The following is an 18,402-nucleotide window of genomic DNA, read 5'->3' on the forward strand; positions in this document are numbered from 1 at the left end:
CACCTCGATGATCCCGTTGTCCTTCGCACAGCGCCGGCTGTGGTTCCTCCACCGACTGGAAGGCCCGTCTGCGACCTACAACATCCCGTTCGTCCTGCGCCTGGAAGGGCCGCTGGACACGGCGGCCCTGGCGGCGGCCGTGACGGATGTCGTCACCCGGCACGAGAGTCTGCGGACCCTCGTCGTCGAGAACGCGGACGGCACTCCGGAGCAGAGAATCCTGCCCCCGGAGGAGGCCCCCCTCCAGTTCCGGGTGGTCGACGTGGCCCCGGACGCGGTGGAGTCCACCGCCAACGAGGCCGCGTGCGAAGGCTTCGACCTGGACACCGAGCTCCCCCTGCGCACCACCGTCCTGCGCGTCTCCGAGCAGGAGCACGTGCTGGTGTTCGTGTTCCACCACATCGCCGCGGACGGGGCGTCCATGGCGCCCTTCATGCGGGACTTCCTGTCGGCGTACGCGGCCCGCACCGAGGGCCGCGCCCCCGGCTGGGAGCCGCTGCCCATCCAGTACAAGGACTACACGCTGTGGCAGCGGGAGGTCCTCGGCGACGAGGACGACCCGCAGAGCGTCGCCGCGGCCCAGCTCGACTACTGGCGCAGGGAACTCGCGGACGTCCCGCAGCCGGTCCAGCTCCCGCTGGACCGGCCGCGGCCGACCTCCGCGAGCCACCAGGGCGGCCACGTCGACTTCACCCTGGACGCCGACCTGCTGGCCGGCGTGCAGAAGCTCGCCGGCGGCCGCGGCGCCACCGCGCCCATGGTCGCCCAGGCCGTCCTCGCCGTCCTCCTGCACCACCTGGGCGCCGGCAACGACCTGACCATCGGCAGCCCCATCGAGGGCCGCGCCGACGAGCAGCTCGACGACCTCATCGGCTTCTTCGCCAACACCTGGGTGCTGCGCGTCGACCTGTCCGGCAACCCGTCCTTCGGCGACCTGCTGGAGCAGGTCCGGGACCGGGCGCTGGCCGCCTACGACAACCAGGACGTGCCCTTCGAGCGGCTCGTCGAACTGCTCAGCCCCGACCGCACCACCGCGTACCAGCCGCTCTTCCAGACCATGCTGGCCTGGCAGTTCGAGTGGTCGCAGATCGAGATCCCGGGCCTCAAGCTCACGCCCGTCCCGGCGGGCACCGGCACCGCCAAGTTCGACCTGTTCTTCAACATCGTCCCGGCCCCCGGCGGCGGCGCCATCGGCCGCCTGGAGTACGCCACCGAGCTGTTCGACCACGGCACCGCCGAGGGCCTCGTCGACCGCTACGTCCGCGTGCTGCGCCAGGTCGTCGCCGACTCCACGACCCGCCTGGGCGCCGTGGACGTCCTCACCGACGCCGAGCACAACTGGCTCACCAAGCTCAACGAGACGACCGCCCCCGTTCCGGCCGGCACCGTCCACGGACAGGTCGCCGCACAGGCCGCCCTGACCCCGGACGCCACCGCCGTCGTCGCCGGGCCGACCGAGCTGACCTACCGCGAGCTCGACGAGCGCGCCGCCCGGCTCGCCGCCGTGCTCCGCGAGCACGGCGTCGGCCCCGACGTGCTCACCGCCGTCGCGCTGCCGCGCACCGCCGACCTGGCGGTCGCCCTGCTGGCCGTGCTCAAGGCCGGCGGCGCGTACCTGCCGATCGACCCCAACTACCCGTCCTCGCGCATCGGCCTCCTGCTGGAGACCGCCGCGCCCGCGCTGGTGCTCACCGACGCCGTGGCCGCCGCCACCGTCGAGGCGAGCCGGGCCCCCGTGCTGCGCCTGGACACGCTGGACCTCACGGGTCCGGCCGCCCCGCTGCCCGAGGCCGCCACCGCGCCCGACCACCTCGCGTACGTGATGTTCACGTCGGGCTCGACTGGCACCCCCAAGGGCGTCGCCATCACCCACGCCGGCGTCGTCAACGGCGTCCGCGACCTGCGCCGCACCGTGCAGGCCGAGGCCGGCTCCCGGATGCTCGCCGCGACCTCCGTCAACTTCGACGTCTCCGTCTTCGAGATCTTCACCGCGCTCACCACCGGCGCGACCGTCGAGATCGTCCGCGACGTCCTCGAACTCGCCGAGCGCGACAACTGGACGGGCACCACCGTGTCCGCCGTTCCCTCGGTGTTCTCCGCCCTGCTCGACCAGGTCGCCGCCGGCGGCCCGCGCCTGGACATCGGCACCGTCGTGTTCGCCGGCGAAGCCCTCTCCGCCGACCTCGTCGGCAAGGTCCGCACCGTGCTGCCCGGCACCCGCGTCGTCAACGCGTACGGCCAGACGGAGAGCTTCTACGCCACCACCCACACCGTCCCCGAGGCCGCCGACGGCACCGGAGCGGTCCCGGTCGGCCAGCCGCTCGCCAACATGCGCGCGTACGTCCTGGGCCCCGAGCTGACCCCCGTCGCCCCCGGCGTCATCGGCGAGCTGTACGTCGCCGGCCTGGTGGCCCGCGGCTACCACGGCAACGGCGCCGTCACCGCAGAGCGGTTCGTCGCCTGCCCGTTCGGCGAGCCCGGCACCCGCATGTACCGCACCGGCGACCTCGCCCAGTGGGACGCCGACGGACAGCTGAAGTACGCCGGCCGCGCCGACGGCCAGGTCAAGGTCAACGGCATCCGCGTCGAGCCCACCGAGATCGAGACCGTCATCGGCCGTCACCCGGCCGTCGGCCAGATCGCCGTCACCGTCCGCCCGGACCACCACGGCACCGCCCGCCTCGTCGGCTACGTGGCACCCGCCGGCCCCGACACCGCCGTCTCCGAGTCCGACCTGCGCAAGTTCGCCGCCCAGGGCCTGCCGGACTACATGGTGCCCGCCGTGTTCGTCGTCCTCGACCGGCTGCCGCTCAACGCGAACGGCAAGCTGGACCGGGCCGCCCTCCCCGAGCCGGAGTTCACCGGCGCCCAGTACCGGGCGCCGCGCACCGAGGCCGAGCGGATCCTCGCCGAGGTGTACGCCGACGTCCTCGGCACCGAGCAGGTCGGCATCGACGACGACTTCTTCACCAGCGGCGGCGACAGCATCCGCTCCATCCAGGTCGTCGCCCGCGCCAAGACCCGCGGCGTCCTCGTCAGCACCCGCGAGATCTTCGAGCAGCGCACCGTCGCCCGCCTCGCCGAACTCGTCGAGGGCCGCGAGGAGGAGGAGCGGATCGTCCTCGCCGAGCTGCCCGGCGGCGGCGTGGGCCCGGCCCCGCTGCCCCCGACCGCGGCACACGTCCTCTCACTGGGCGGAGGCATCGGCCGGTTCTGCATGTCCGCGCTGCTCACCCTGCCCGCGGACATCGACCGCACCGGCCTGGTCGCCACCCTCCAGGCCGTCCTCGACCGGCACGACGTGCTGCGCTCCCGCCTCGACCGGGCCGGCGACAGCCTGCTCATGCAGCCCGCCGGCAGCGTCGACGCCGCGGCCCTCGTCCACGAGGTCCGCTACGACGGCGCCGACGTGCAGGCCGAACTCGACGCGGCTGCCGACCGGCTCGACCCGGACGCCGGCGTCATGGCCCAGTTCGTGTGGCTGACCTCCGACGCGGAGGCCGACCGCCTGCTCGTCGTCCTGCACCACCTGGTCGTCGACGGCGTGTCCTGGCGCATCCTGGTGCCCGACTTCGCCGCCGCCTGGCAGCGCGTCCGCGACGGCCTCGCCCCCGCGGCCGCACCCGAGAGCACCTCGCTGCGCCGCTGGATGCACGCCCTCGCCGACGAGGCCGCCACCCCCGCGCGGGTCGCCGAACTGGACCGGTGGCAGGAGATCCTCGGCGGCGACGAGCCCGTGCTCGGCGCCCGCGACGTGGACCCCGCCACCGACGTCACCGCCACCGTCGACACCCTGCGCATCCAGGTGCCCGCCGACGTCACCGCCGCCCTCCTCGACACGGTGCCCGCCGTGTTCCGCAGCGGCGTCGACGACGGCCTGCTCACCGGCCTCGCACTGGCGCTCGCCCAGTGGCGCCGCAGCCGCGGCACCGCCGGCGACTCCACCCTGGTCCGGCTGGAGGGCCACGGCCGCGAGGACCACCTCGTGCCCGGCGCCGACCTGTCCGGCACCGTCGGCTGGTTCACCGCCATGTACCCGGTCAAGCTCGACCTCGCCGGCATCGACCTCGCCGACGCGTTCGCCGGCGGCGCCGCCGCCGGCCGGGCCGTCAAGGCCGTCAAGGAGCAGCTGCGCGCCGTCCCCGACAACGGCATGGGCTACGGCCTGCTGCGCCGGCTCAACCCGGAGACCGCAGGCGCGCTCGCCGGCCTGCCGGAGCCCCGGATCGGCTTCAACTACCTGGGCCGGGCGTCCGCCGCCGACATCCCCGAGGAGCTCCGCGGCCTCGGCTGGGCCCCGGACACCACCCACCAGGACCTGATCGCCGCAGCCGACGCCGACATGCCCGTGCTGTCCGCGCTGGAGATCAACGCGGTCGCCACCGGCACCCCCGCCGGCGAGGAACTGACCGCCTACTTCGGCTTCCCGACCGGCGTCCTCACCCGCGACGAGGTCACCGAGCTGGCCGCCCTGTGGGTCGAGGCGCTGACCGCCCTGGCGCGGCACGCCGCCACCCCCGAGGCCGGCGGCCTCACCCCGAGCGACGCCCCGCTGGTCCAGGTCGGCCAGCAGGAGATCGACGGCTGGGAGGCGCAGTTCGGCAAGCTGTCCCGGATCTGGCCGACCACCCCGGTCCAGTCCGGCATGCTCTTCCACACCATGCTGGGCGCCGCGTCCTCGTACGACGCGTACCACATGCAGCTGGTCTTCCACCTGGCCGGCGAGGTCGAGCCCGGCCGGATGCAGCGCGCCGCCCAGGCCCTGATCGCCCGGCACGGCATCCTGCGCGCCGCGTTCGTCAACCGGGCCGACGGCGACGTCGTCCAGGTCGTGCCCGAGTCGGTCACGCTGCCCTGGCAGCACCTCGACCTGACCGGCCTCGACGAGGAGACCCGCACCGAGCAGTTCGAGGCGTTCCTCGCCGAGGACCAGGCCGCCCACTTCGACGTGGCGAACCCGCCGCTGATCCGGATGGCCCTGGTCTTCCTGGAGTCCGGCCGCGCCGAACTCGTCATGACCGCCCACCACGTCCTGATCGACGGCTGGTCCATGCCGCTGCTCATGCAGGACCTGCTGCTGCTCTACGCGGCCGACGGCGACCGCTCCGGCCTGGCCGCGACCCGCGACTTCGGCGAGTTCCTCACCTGGCGCGCCCGCCAGGACCAGGAGGAGACCGCCCGCGTCTGGTCGCAGGAGCTGGCCGGCGTCGAGGAGCCGACGCTGCTCGCACCCGGCTCCGAGGGCAAGGGCGAAGGCGTCGCACAGATCGAGCTGGCCCTCCCCGAGGAGCAGGCCCGCACCCTGGGCCGCCGCGCCACCGAACTGGGCGTCACCATCAACACCCTCGTGCAGGGCGCCTGGGCGCTGCTGCTCGGCCAGCTCGCCGGCCGCGGCGACGTGGTGTTCGGCGCCACCGTCTCCGGCCGCCCGCCGGCCGTCACCGACATCGACTCCATCGTCGGCATGTTCATCAACACGCTGCCGGTGCGCGTCGAGTACGGACCCGGCGACACCCTCGCCGAGGTCCTGACCCGCCTGCAGAGCCGGCAGGCCGGCCTGCTGGACCACCACTACTACGGCCTGACGGAGATCCAGCAGTCGGTGGGGCTCAAGTCCCTCTTCGACACGCTGGTCGTCTTCGAGTCGTACCCGGTCGACGAGGAGGGCATCAGCGCCGCCTCCGACGCCGCCGACGGCATCACCTTCACCGGGCTGCGCGCCGCCACCGGCACCAACTACCCGGTGACCCTGATGGCCGCCGCCGCACCGCACCTCCAGCTCATCCTCCAGTACACGCAGGGCGTCTTCGGCGAGGACTCCGTGCAGGCGCTCGGGGACCGCCTCCTGCGGATCCTCGCGCACCTCGCGGCCGACCCGAAGACCCTGGTCGCGCAGGTCGACATCCTCGACCCGGCGGAACGCGACCTGCTGCTCGGCGCGTACAACGCGACCGCCGTCGACGTCCCGGACACCGGCATCCACGGCCTGTTCGAGGCCCAGGCGGCCCGCACCCCGGACGAGAGCGCCGTCGTCGCCGACGGCACCTCCCTCACGTACCGCGAGCTGAACGCCCGGGCCGACCGCCTGGCGCGCGCCCTCGCCGGCCGCGGGGTGGGCGCCGAGTCGGTGGTCGCGGTGTCGCTGCCGCGGTCGGCGGACCTGGTGGTCGCCCTGCTCGCCGTCCTCAAGGCGGGCGGCGCGTACCTGCCGGTCGACCCGAAGTACCCCAGCCACCGCCTCGCGGCGATCCTCGAGGAGGCGCAGCCGCGCCTGGTCCTCACGGACTCCGCGACGGTCGGCGTGCTGCCGGAGCACACCGCCCCGGACCTGTTCCTCGACCGGCTCGACCTGCCCGCGGACGACTCCCCGCTCGGCCTGCCGACCGGCGCGGACCAGCTGGCGTACGTCATCTACACGTCCGGCTCCACCGGCAAGCCCAAGGGCGTCGCCATCACCCACGGGAACGTCGTCAACGGCGTCCTCGAACTGGCGGCCAGGGTCGGCATGGCGCCCGGCAAGCGGCTGCTCGCCGGCACCTCCGTCAACTTCGACGTCTCCGCGTTCGAGATCTTCACGACCCTCGCCCACGGCGGTGTCGTCGAGGTCGTCCGCGACGTCCTGGTGCTGGGGGAGCGTACGGAGGGCTGGCGCGGCAGCGTCATCTCCACCGTGCCCTCCGCGTTCGCCGAACTGGTCGACCAGATCGCCGGCCGCACCTCCGTGGAGACGGTCGTCTTCGCCGGCGAGGCCCTGCCGCCGTCGCTCGTGGAGAAGACGCGGGCCGCCTTCCCGGGCGTCCGGGTCGTCAACGCCTACGGCCAGAGCGAGTCGTTCTACGCGACCACGTTCACCGTGGCCGGCGACGCGCCGAACCCGGCGGGCAGCGCGCCCGTCGGCACCCCCCTCGGCAACATGCGCGCCTACGTGCTCGGCCCCGGCCTCGCGCCGGTGCCGCCCGGCACGGTCGGCGAGCTGTACGTCGGCGGGAACGTCGGCCGCGGCTACCACGGCCGCGCCGAGCTGACCGCCGAGCGGTTCGTCGCCGACCCGTTCGGCCCCGCCGGCACCCGCATGTACCGCACCGGCGACCTGGCCAAGTGGAACTCCGACGGGGCCCTCGAGTACGCGGGCCGCGGCGACTCCCAGGTCAAGGTGCGCGGGTTCCGTGTGGAGCCCGGCGAGGTGGAGGCCGCGGTCACCGCCCACCCGGGCGTCGCCCAGGCCGCCGTCGTCGCCCGCGAGGGCCGCGGCGCCGGCACGTCCAAGCTCCTCGTCGCGTACGTCGTGCCCACGGCCGGCGACATCGCGGGCGGCGAGGCCTCGGCTCTGACCACCAAGGAGCTGAACGGATTCGTCGCGGAACGGCTGCCCGACTTCATGGTGCCGTCCGCGTTCATGGTTCTCGACCGGCTGCCGCTCACCCCGAACGGCAAGCTCAACCGGGCAGAACTGCCCGAGCCGGAGTTCAACGGCGCCGAGTACCGCGCGCCGCGCAACACCCGCGAGGAGACCCTTGCCACGCTGTTCGCCGAAGTGCTCGGCGTGGAACGGGTCGGCATCGACGACGGCTTCTTCGAGCTCGGCGGGCACTCCCTGCTCGCCACCCGCCTGATCAGCCGTGCCCGCGCCGAGATGGGCATCGAGATACCCATCCGAAAGATCTTCGACCTGCCGACGGTGGCGGAACTCGCCGCCTGGTCGCAGGAATCGGCCGCTCCTCGTCGTCCCAGTCTGCGATCCATGGTCAAAAAGGACTGATCGATGATGATCCCGCTGTCATTCGCACAACGACGCTACTGGTTCATGCACCAACTGGAGGGCGGGGAGACGTGGAACATGTCTTCCGCCCTCAGGTTGACCGGCTCACTGGACCGCGACGCCCTCGAGGCCGCGCTCGGTGACCTGGTCGACCGGCACGAGATCCTGCGCACCACGTACGTGACGGATGACGGCGGGGAGCCGCACCAGCGGATCCTCCCCACGGCGGAGGCCCTGACCCAGGTGCGGCTGCCGGTGGTCGAGGCGGCACCCGAAGGGGTGCCCGCCTCGATCGACGCGGTCGTCGCGCACACCTTCGACCTGGCGTCGGAGATCCCGTTCCGGGCGAGCCTCATCCGCTGCTCGGAGCGGGAGCACGTGCTCGTCGTGGTGGTCCACCACATCGCCACCGACGGCAGCTCGGGCGCCCCGCTCGCCCGCGACCTGGCCGCCGCCTACGCCGCCCGCAAGGCCGGCCGGGCGCCCGGCTGGGAGCCCCTCGACGTCCAGTACAAGGACTACACGCTGTGGCAGCGGGAGGTGCTCGGCGACTTCGCGGACCCGCAGAGCATCGGCGCCCAGCAGATCGCGTACTGGCGCGGGGAACTGGCCGGCGTGCCGGAGCCGCTGACGCTGCCGCTGGACCGCCCGCGGTCCGACGAGGTCAGCACCGACGGCGACGCCGTCGGCTTCGTCGTCAAGCCCGAGGTGGCGGCCGGCCTGGAGAAGCTGGCCGCCGAACGCGGCGCGACCATGTCCATGGTCGTCCAGGCCGCGCTGGCGGTGCTGCTGTCCAAGCTCGGCGGCGGCGACGACGTGCCGATCGGCTCGCCGATCGCCGGCCGCACCGACGAGGCGCTCGCCGACCTCATCGGCTGCTTCGTCAACAACCTCGTCCTGCGCGTCGACCTGTCCGGCGCCCCCTCGTTCGCCGACCTGCTCACCCAGGTCCGCAACAAGGCGCTGGCCTCCTACGAGTACCAGGACGTCCCGTTCGACGTGCTCGTCGAGGAACTGAACCCCGAGCGCTCCAACGCGTACCGGCCGCTGTTCCAGGTCATGTGCGGCTGGCAGAACTTCGCGAAGCCCACCTTCGACTTCCCCGGCCTCGACGTCGAGTTCGTGCAGGCCCTCACCTCGAAGGCCATGGTCGACCTGTTCTTCAGCATGACCCTCGACGAGTCGGGCACGCTGTACGGCGACATCCAGTACGCCACCAGGCTGTTCGACCGCGACACCGTCGAGGCGATGGGCGACCGGTTCGCCCGGGTGCTGGAGCAGGTGGCCGCCGCCCCGCACCGGTCCGTCGGCGACATCGACGTCCTCGACGACGCCGAGCGCCGGCAGCTGCTGACCGAGGTCAACGACACCGCCGAGCCCACCCTGGAGGGCGGGCTGCTCCCGGCGGTGGCGAGATGGGTGCGGGAGAGACCCGCGGACGTCGCCGTCCTCGCCGAAACCGAATACCTCACATACCGGGAGCTGGACGCCCGCTCCAACCGGCTGGCCCACTGGCTGATCGGCCGGGGCGTGCGACCCGAGTCCCCGGTCGCGGTGGCCCTGCCCCGCACCGTGAACCTCATCGTGGCGCTGTTCGCCGTCCTCAAGGCGGGCGGCGCCTACGTGCCGGTGGACCCCGACCACCCGCGCTCCCGCACCGACTTCGTCCTTGAGCAGGCGGACCCGGTCCTCGTCCTCGAAGCCGACACGCTCGCCGCCGCCGACTGGGAGTCGTATCCGGACACCGACCCGGGCGTGGCCGTCCCCGACGCCACCACCCAGTACGTCATCTACACCTCGGGCTCCACCGGCACCCCCAAGGGCGTCGCCGTCCCCCGCGGAGCCCTCGCCAACTTCATCGCCTCCGTCCGCAAGCGGTTCCCGCTGGCGCCGGGGGAGCGGATGCTGTTCGCCACGACGGTGTCCTTCGACATGGCCAACACCGAGCTGTACCTGCCGTTCGTGTGCGGCGCCACCATGGTCCTCGCGGCCAAGGAGACCGTCACCGAGCCCGCCGCCATCGTGGACTTCATCCGCCGGCACGACGTCTCCGTCGTCCAGGCCACCCCGGCCTTCTGGCAGATGCTCCTCACCCACGAGCCGGACGCCGCCCGCGGGCTGCGCATCATCACCGGCGCCGAAGCCGTCCCGGCCCGCCTCGCGGAAACCCTCGCCGCGCAGGCCGCCGAAGCCGGCAACTGGTACGGCCCCACCGAGACCACCACCTGGTCCACCATGGCGCCCATCACCGCCGGGCAGGGCGTGACGGTCGGCAGGCCCATCGGCAACACCCGCGTGTACGTCCTCGACGCCCGGCTGCGCCCCGTGCCCCGCGGCGTCCAGGGCGAGCTGTACATCGCCGGCGACGGCCTGGCCCGCGGCTACCAGGGCCGCCCCGACCTCACCGCCGAGCGGTTCGTGCCCTGCCCGTTCGGCCCGGCCGGCGAGCGCATGTACCGCACCGGCGACCTGGTCCGCTGGAACCGCGACGGCGCCCTGGAGTACCTGGCCCGCAGCGACTTCCAGGTCAAGGTCCGCGGCTTCCGCATCGAGCTCGGCGAGGTCGAGTACGCCCTCACCGGCCACCCCGGCGTCGCCCAGGCGGCCGTCGTGATCCGCGAGGACCAGGAGGGCGACAAGCGCATCGTCGGCTACGTCGTCCCCAGGGACGCCGACGCCGACCCCGAGGAACTGCTCGACTCGGTCGACGTCCACCTGCGCGCCCTCCTGCCCGAGTACATGGTGCCGTCCGCCGTGATCCCCCTCGACCGGATCCCGCTCACCCCCAACGGCAAGCTCGACCGCAAGGCCCTGCCCGACGCACAGGCGGCCGTGATCCCCGCCGGCCGCGGCCCGCGCAACGCCCACGAAGAGCAGCTGTGCGCCCTGTTCGCGCAGCTCCTGGGCCGCGACGAGGTCGGCATCGACGAGGGCTTCTTCGCCCTCGGCGGGCACTCGCTGCTGGCCACCCGCCTCAGCGTCGCCATCCGCAAGGCGTTCGGCGTGGACATCCCGCTGCGCACCATCATCAAGTTCCCGACGGTCGCCGAGATCGCCGCGCTGCTGTCCGGCGCCGCCCACGGCGGCGAGCACGCCGACCCGTTCGACGTGGTCCTCCCGCTGAACGCCGACCCCGGCACCGGCCGCGAGCCGGTGTGGTTCTTCCACGGCGGCGGGGGCCTGGGCTGGGCGTACTACAGCTTCGTGCCGTTCGTCACCGACCGGCCGGCGTACGCCCTCCAGTCCCGCGGCTCCAACGGCGTCGACCCCCTGGCCGGCTCCGTGCAGGAGATGATCGAGGACTACGTCGCCCAGATGCTGAAGGTCCAGTCCGAGGGCCCGTTCCACCTCATCGGCTGGTCCTACGGCGGCACCGTGGTCCAGGCCGTCGCGCACGAACTCGACCGGCTGGGACACGAGATCGCGTTCGTCGCGATCCTCGACTCGCAGCCCGGCGGCCACGGCTTCACGGCCATCCACCAGGGCAAGCAGCTGTCGGACTACCGCGCCGAACTGGAGGACTACTTCGGCCAGTACATCGGCACCGACAACAAGGAGCACTTCCTCGACTGCATGTCCCGGGTCCTCGCCAACAACATGGCCCGGATGATGGAGTTCGAGTCCCCCGTGTACCGCGGTGACGTGCTGTTCTTCAACGCCACCGAGCAGGAGGACCACTACATGGACCTCTGGCGGCCCCTCGTTCAAGGCTCGCTCGAGGTTCACGATGTCCGCGCCGTGCACCATGAGATGCACATGCCCGGACCCGTGGCCGAAGTCTTCGAGGTCCTCAACCGCAGGCTGGCGTGACGACCCTGCGTCGGTCCGCCCCTGCCGGTTGAACGACCGCCCCGAACCACCGGCGAGGTAACGGGGGACGGCGGCCGCGCGCCCGCCGTCCCCCGTCTGCGCCCGATGCACCCAAAGGACTTGCATATGATCCCGCTGTCATTCGCCCAACGTCGTATGTGGCTGCTGCACCAGCTGGAGGGCGGGGCGGCGACCTACAACATCTCGGCCGCGTTCCGGCTGACCGGGTCCCTGGACCAGGGCGCGCTCGTCGCGGCCGTCCGCGACCTGGTCGACCGCCACCAGATCCTGCGCACGACGTACGCGACGGACGATGACGGCGAACCCTTCTCCCGCGTCCTCTCCCTGGAGGAGGCCGACCCGCGGGTGCTGACCGCGGACGTGGCCCCCGAGGACATGCGCGGCGCCATCGACGAGGCCGTCTCGCACGGCTTCGACCTGGAGGGCGAACTGCCCTTCCGGGCCCACCTGCTGCGGGCCGCCGCCGACGAGCACGTGCTGGTCATGGTCGTCCACCACATCGCCTCCGACGGCAGCTCCAGCGCCCCGATGATGCGCGACCTGATCTCCTCCTACGCCGCCCGCAAGGAGGGCCTGGCCCCGCAGTGGGAGCCGCTGCCGGTCCAGTACAAGGAGTACGCGCTGTGGCAGCGCGAGGTCCTCGGCGAGGTCACCGACCCGGGCAGCCTCGCCGCCCAGCAGGTCGAGTACTGGCGCAAGGAGCTCGACGGCGTCCCGCAGCCCCTCAGCCTGCCGACCGACCGGCCCCGCCCCGCGGAGGCCGACTCGCACGGCGAGACCATCGGCCTGTCCGTGGGCGCGGACACCGCCGCCGGCCTCCAGAAGATCGCCGACGAGCGCGGCGCCTCCATGTCGATGGTCCTCCAGGCCGCGCTGGCCGTGCTGCTGCGCAAGCTCGGCGGCGGCGACGACCTCACCATCGGCTCCCCGATCGCCGGCCGCACCGACGAGGCGCTCGCCGACCTGATCGGCTTCTTCGTCAACACCCAGGTGCTGCGCGCCGACCTCGCCGGCAACCCCACCTTCACGGAGCTGCTGTCGCAGGTCCGCGACAAGGCGCTGACCGCCTACGAGTACCAGGACGTCCCGTTCGACCTGCTCGTCGAGGCCATCAACCCGGAGCGCTCCGCCTCCTACCAGCCGCTGTTCCAGGTCATGTTCGCCTGGCAGAGCTACCAGAAGCCGGACCTCGGCATCCCCGGCCTCGACGTGAAGTTCGAGCAGGCCATCCCGTCCACCGCCATGGTCGACCTGTTCTTCAGCCTCACCATGGACGAGACCGGCGCCCTCCAGGGCGACCTGCAGTACGCCACCCAGCTCTTCGACCGCGACTCCGCCGAGGTCATCGCCGCCCGGCTGACCCGCGTGCTGGAGCAGCTGGCCGCCGACCCGACCCGCCGCATCGGCGACATCGACGTGCTCGGCGCCGACGAGCGCCACCGCCTGCTCACCGAGGTCAACGACGCCGGCGGCGAGATCTCCGCCGCCACCCTCCCCGAGGTGTTCGAGCGCCGCGCCGCCGAGCACCCCGACCGGATCGCCGTCAGCTACGAGGACACCTCGCTCACCTACGCCGAGGCCAACGCCCGCGCCAACCGGCTCGCCCGCCACCTGGTCGCCCAGGGCGTCGGTCCCGAGTCCCTCGTCGGCGTCTGCCTGGAGCGCTCGGCCGAACTGGTCGTCGCCCTGCTCGCCGTGCTCAAGGCCGGCGGCGCCTACCTGCCGATCGACCCGGACTCGCCGGCCGACCGCATCGCGTACATCGTCCAGGACTCCAAGCCGGTCCTGATGGTCACCACCAGCGACAACGCCGCCGCGCAGGAGCTGGCCCAGGACCTCCCGCAGGTCTACCTCGACCAGACCGACGGCCTTGACGGGCACAGCGCCGACGACCTCACCGACGCCGACCGCCGCACCGCGCTGACCTCCGCGCACCCGGCGTACGTCATCTACACCTCGGGCTCCACCGGCCGCCCCAAGGGCGTCCTGATCCCGCACCGCAACGTCATCGGGCTGTTCACCGCCACCGCGGACTTCTCCTTCGGCGCCGACGACGTGTGGACCCTCTTCCACTCGTACGCCTTCGACTTCTCCGTGTGGGAGCTGTGGGGCCCGCTGCTGCACGGCGGCCGCCTCGTCGTCGTCCCGTACGACGTCTCCCGCTCCCCGGCCGACTTCCTGAAGCTGCTGGCCCGCGAGCAGGTCACCGTCCTCAACCAGACGCCGTCCGCGTTCTACCAGCTCGTCCAGGCCGACGCCGACGAGCCCGGCCAGGACCTCGCGCTGCGGTACGTGGTCTTCGGCGGCGAGGCCCTCGACCTGAACCGGCTCGCCGACTGGTACGCCCGGCACGCCTCCGACGCGCCGGTGCTGGTCAACATGTACGGCATCACCGAGACCACGGTGCACGTCACCCGCATCGACCTCGACGAGCACGCCGCCGACCGGTTCCGCGCCAGCGTCATCGGCCCGGCCGTCCCCGGCCTGCACGCCTACGTCCTCGACACCAACCTGATGCCCGCGGCCACCGGCGTCACCGGCGAGCTGTACGTCGGCGGCTACGGCCTGGCCCGCGGCTACCACGGCCGCTCCGACCTGACCGCCTCCCGGTTCGTCGCCAACCCGTTCGGCGGGCCCGGCGAGCGCATGTACCGCAGCGGCGACCTGGTCCGCTGGTCGAAGAACGGGCAGCTGGAGTACGTCGGCCGCGCCGACTCCCAGGTCAAGGTCCGCGGCTTCCGCATCGAGCTCGGCGAGATCGAGCAGTCCCTCGCGGGCCACCCCGAGGTGGCACAGGCCGTCGTCCTGGTCCGCGAGAACGGCGCCGACGACAAGCGCATCGTGGCCTACGTGGTGCCCGAGGACGGCACCGCCGCCGAAGGCTTCGCCGACCGCCTCACCGAGTACCTGCACGGCCGCCTGCCCTCGTACATGGTGCCGTCCGCGCTGATCGCCCTCGACGACATCCCGCTGACCTCGAACGGCAAGCTCGACAAGCGCGCCCTGCCCGACGAGGACACCGGCGCCGCCGTCAGCCGCGAGCCCCGCAACGCCTACGAGCGGCGCCTGTGCGCCCTGTACGCCGAGCTGCTGGGCCGCGAGCAGGTCGGCATCGACGACGGCTTCTTCGCCCTCGGCGGCCACTCGCTGCTCGCCACCCGCCTCAGCGTCCGCATCCGCAACGAGTTCGACATCGACATCCCGATCCGCACCGTCATCAAGTACCCGACGGTCGCCGAACTCGCCGCGCTGATGCTCGCCGGCGGCGTCCCCGCCGACGACGCCGACACCTTCGCCGTCGTCCTCCCGCTCAACGAGGACCCGGGCACCGGCAAGGAGCCGGTGTGGTTCTTCCACGGCGGCGGCGGCCTCGGCTGGGCGTACTACAGCTTCGTCAACCACCTCTCGGACCGCCCGGCGTACGCCCTCCAGTCCCGCGGCTCCGACGGCGAGGACGTGCTCGCCGGCTCCGTCGAGGAGATGGTCGACGACTACGTCGCCCGGATGCTGGAGATCCAGTCCGAGGGCCCGTTCTACCTGATCGGCTGGTCGTACGGCGGTACCGTCGTGCACGCCGTCGCCGACGCCCTCGACCGGCTCGGCCACGAGGTCTCCCTGGTGGCCATCCTGGACGCCCAGCCCGGCGGCCACGGCTTCACCGAGGTGCACGCCGGCAAGGACTCCGCCGACTACCGGGCGGAACTGGAGGACGACTTCGGCCAGTACATCCGCATGGGCAACCGGCAGGGCTTCCTCGACACCATGGCCCGGGTCATGGCCAACAACACGGCCCGGATGATGGATTACACCTCCCCGGCCTACCGCGGCGACGTCCTGTACTTCCACGCCTCGCTGGAGGACAAGTCGTACGCCCACCTGTGGCGGCCGTACGTCCAGGGCGCCCTGGAGGTGCACGAGATGGCGGCCACCCACCACGAGATGCACATGCCGGCGCCCGTGGCCCAGTTCTTCGAGGTCGTCGGACCGCGGCTGCCGTAGCGCAGCGCGGCCGCAGGGCCACCACCGCAGGGCCGCGCCGCGGCCCTGCCCACCATCAACAGACTGTCCAAGAGATTGGGGTTGGTCGGGGTGTCAGAGCCCGACGTGTCCGCCGTGCCGGGGGACCAGACCACGCTGCTGTGCGTGCCGTTCGCGGGCGCGGGCCCGTCGTTCTTCCACCCGTGGCGGGACCTGTCCGCCGGCCGCTGGCGCGTGACGTCGGTCGAGCTGCCGGGCCGGGAACGCCGCATCCTGGAGGAGCCGTACCGCAACGTCGTCGAGGCCGCCAAGGGCTCGATCGACGACATCGTCGCGGACCTCGGCGACAACGCGAAGGTCGTGCTGTTCGGGCACAGCCTCGGCGCCGTCCTCGCGTACGAGCTGGTGCACCTGCTGACGGCGCGCGGCATCGACGTGCAGCGTCTGGTCGTCAGCGGCTCACCGGGTCCCTGGACCCAGCGCGAGCGCCGGGCCTCCGGCCTGGAGGACGACGAGTTCCTCGCCCGCGTCGAGGAGTTCGCCGGCTTCCGCCACGAGGCGCTGGACCACCCGGAGATGCGCGAGCTGATCCTCCCGGTGCTCCAGGCCGACTGCGAGATGCACGAGAACTACGTGCCGAGCATCGACGACCCGGTCACCGTGCCGATCACCTCGCTGCGCGGCGAGGTCGACGGCCTGGTCACCGCCGAGGAGGGCCGCCAGTGGCAGGCGGCCACCACCGGCACCTTCGACTACGTGGAGTTCCCCGGCGACCACATGTACCTGGTCGACGCCGGCCGTGAGGTGCTCGACGTGATCGAGGCGCAGTCCGCCGGCGACCGCTGACCCGGCAGGCGGGCCCGCGCCCGTCCGCGCGGGACCGTTCGAGCGCCCTTGACCCGCGGCGATGCGGAATCACCCCGCATCGCCGCGGTGTCAGGGCGGTGACAGGCCGGTGACAGGCCCGGAGAGGAAAGTGGAGGCATGAGAAGTTCAGCGATCGCAGTTTCTGGGCTGCGCAAGGCATATGGCGACAAGGTCGTCCTGGACGGTGTCGACTTCGACGTCGCCGCCGGGTCGATCTTCTCCCTGCTCGGCCCCAACGGGGCCGGCAAGACGACCACCGTCAACATCCTGACCACGCTGATGAAGCACGACGCGGGCTCGGTGCGCATCGCCGGCCACGACGTGGCGAGCGAGACCAAGAAGGTCCGCTCCGCGATCGGCGTCACCGGTCAGTACGCCGCCGTGGACGAGCTGCTGACGGGGCGTGAGAACCTCCGGCTGATGACCGACCTGAAGCGCGTGCCCAACGGCGACAAGCTGGTCGACCAGCTGCTGGAGCGCTTCGACCTGGTCGCCTCCGCGGACAAGATGTCGGCGACCTACTCCGGCGGCATGCGCCGCAAGCTCGACCTGGCGATGACCCTGGTCGGCAACCCGGAGATCATCTTCCTCGACGAGCCGACCACGGGCCTCGACCCGCGCAGCCGGCGCACCATGTGGCAGATCGTCCGCGAGCTGGTGGCCGAGGGCACCACCATCTTCCTCACCACCCAGTACCTGGAGGAGGCCGACCAGCTCGCCGACCGGATCGCGGTCCTCAACGGCGGCCGCCTGGTCGCCCAGGGCACCCCGGAGGAGCTGAAGCGCCAGATCCCCGGAACCCACGTACGGTTCCGGTTCGCCGACCAGTTCGAGCTGGACGCGGCCGCGCGGATCCTCGTCGAGGCCACCCGCGACGACGAGGAGCTCATCCTGCGGGTGCCGAGCGACGGCGAGACCCGCTCGCTGCGCGCCCTGCTGGACCGCCTCGACGCGAGCGGGCTCGACGCCCAGGAGTTCTCGGTGCAGCGCCCCGACCTGGACGACGTCTTCCTCGCCCTGACCGAGAACACCAGCACCGAGCACCTGAGCAAGGAGGCGATCGCACAGTGAGCGCTGTCTCGACGCCGTTGGCCGATTCCACGATCATGCTGCGCCGCAACCTGAAGCACACCACGCGCAACCCCGTGGCGATCTTCAACGCGGTGCTGTTCCCGATCATCATCATGCTCATGTTCGTCGGAGTGTTCGGCGGCGCGTTCAGCGTCGGCGCCGACTACGTCGACTACGCCACCCCCGGCCTGCTCGTCATGGCCATCAGCTACGGCCTGGGCGCCACCGCCACCGCCGTCAACTCCGACATGACCACGGGCGTCATCAACCGCTTCAAGGTCATGGACGTCTCCCGCGGCTCCATGCTGACCGGGCACGTCATCGTCACCACCGTGCGCTGCCTGGTGTCCTGCGCCGCCATCATCGGCGTCGCCTTCGCCATGGGCTTCAGCCCGAAGGCGAGCGCCCTGGACTGGCTCGGCGTGTTCGGCGTCATCGTGCTGCTGAGCCTCGGGGCCGGCTGGCTCACCGTCGCCCTGGGCCTGGCCGCGAAGACCGCCGAGTCGGCGGGCCTGGCCACCGTGCCGCTGATCATGCTGCCGTTCCTCAGCAGCGCGTTCGTCCCGGCGGACACCATGGGCGCCGGCGTGCGCCAGTTCGCCGAGTACCAGCCCTTCACCCCGATCATCGAGACGCTGCGCGGCCTGCTGCTCGGCGAGGTGGCCGGCGGCGACCTGGCCGCCGCCGTCGCCTGGTGCGTCGGCTTCGTGATCGTCGGCTACGTGTGGTCGGTGTCCACGTTCAACAAGCGGGCGTGACCCGCCGGCCCGGCCCCCGGCCGGTGCCCCCCGCGCAAGCCGCCTCGGCGCAAGACCCCCGTCGCCGAGGCGGCTTCGCCGTGTCCGGGGCCGGCGAGCCCGGGAGACGCGGCGGTACGCGCGGGCATGCGACGGCGG

6 protein-coding genes are annotated in these 18,402 nt (G+C 72.4%); all 6 read left to right on the forward strand.

Translation table 11 applies throughout. The features are described from left to right. The first annotated feature begins 7 nt into the window (after positions 1–7). Positions 8–7,759 carry a non-ribosomal peptide synthetase gene (locus LG634_RS37980; protein WP_264203604.1) on the forward strand — a complete coding sequence of 2,584 codons (7,752 nt, stop codon included), beginning with the start codon at positions 8–10 and terminating at the stop codon, positions 7,757–7,759. A 6-nt stretch (positions 7,760–7,765) separates the two neighbouring features. After that, positions 7,766–11,569, forward strand: a complete 3,804-nt coding sequence (locus tag LG634_RS26080) for a non-ribosomal peptide synthetase (RefSeq protein ID WP_226736946.1) — start codon at positions 7,766–7,768, stop codon at positions 11,567–11,569. A 126-nt stretch (positions 11,570–11,695) separates the two neighbouring features. Then, positions 11,696–15,589, forward strand: a complete 3,894-nt coding sequence (locus LG634_RS26085) for a non-ribosomal peptide synthetase (RefSeq protein ID WP_226736910.1) — start codon at positions 11,696–11,698, stop codon at positions 15,587–15,589. 90 nt (positions 15,590–15,679) lie between these two features. Then, positions 15,680–16,414 carry a thioesterase II family protein gene (locus LG634_RS26090; protein ID WP_226736912.1) on the forward strand — a complete coding sequence of 245 codons (735 nt, stop codon included), beginning with the start codon at positions 15,680–15,682 and terminating at the stop codon, positions 16,412–16,414. 138 nt (positions 16,415–16,552) lie between these two features. After that, the gene (locus LG634_RS26095; protein WP_226736914.1) at positions 16,553–17,506 is read left to right on the forward strand and encodes an ATP-binding cassette domain-containing protein; all 954 of its coding nucleotides are present in this window, start codon (positions 16,553–16,555) and stop codon (positions 17,504–17,506) included. Continuing rightward, positions 17,503–18,264: an ABC transporter permease gene (locus tag LG634_RS26100; protein ID WP_226736916.1), complete on the forward strand. Its 762-nt coding sequence runs from the start codon at positions 17,503–17,505 to the stop codon at positions 18,262–18,264. Before LG634_RS26095 ends, LG634_RS26100 begins: the two co-directional genes overlap by 4 nt. Positions 18,265–18,402 lie beyond the last annotated feature (138 nt).

Origin of the sequence: Streptomyces bambusae, from assembly GCF_020532645.1 — a bacterium.
Lineage (GTDB): Bacteria > Actinomycetota > Actinomycetes > Streptomycetales > Streptomycetaceae > Streptomyces > Streptomyces bambusae.

Bases quoted from the DNA above. Each gene is read 5' to 3' on its own strand.
- LG634_RS37980 (WP_264203604.1), top strand. From the start codon at position 8: ATGATCCCGTTGTCCTTCGCACAGCGCCGGCTGTGGTTCCTCCACCGA.
- LG634_RS26095 (WP_226736914.1), top strand. From the start codon at position 16,553: ATGAGAAGTTCAGCGATCGCAGTTTCTGGGCTGCGCAAGGCATATGGC.
- LG634_RS26085 (WP_226736910.1), top strand. From the start codon at position 11,696: ATGATCCCGCTGTCATTCGCCCAACGTCGTATGTGGCTGCTGCACCAG.
- LG634_RS26080 (WP_226736946.1), top strand. From the start codon at position 7,766: ATGATCCCGCTGTCATTCGCACAACGACGCTACTGGTTCATGCACCAA.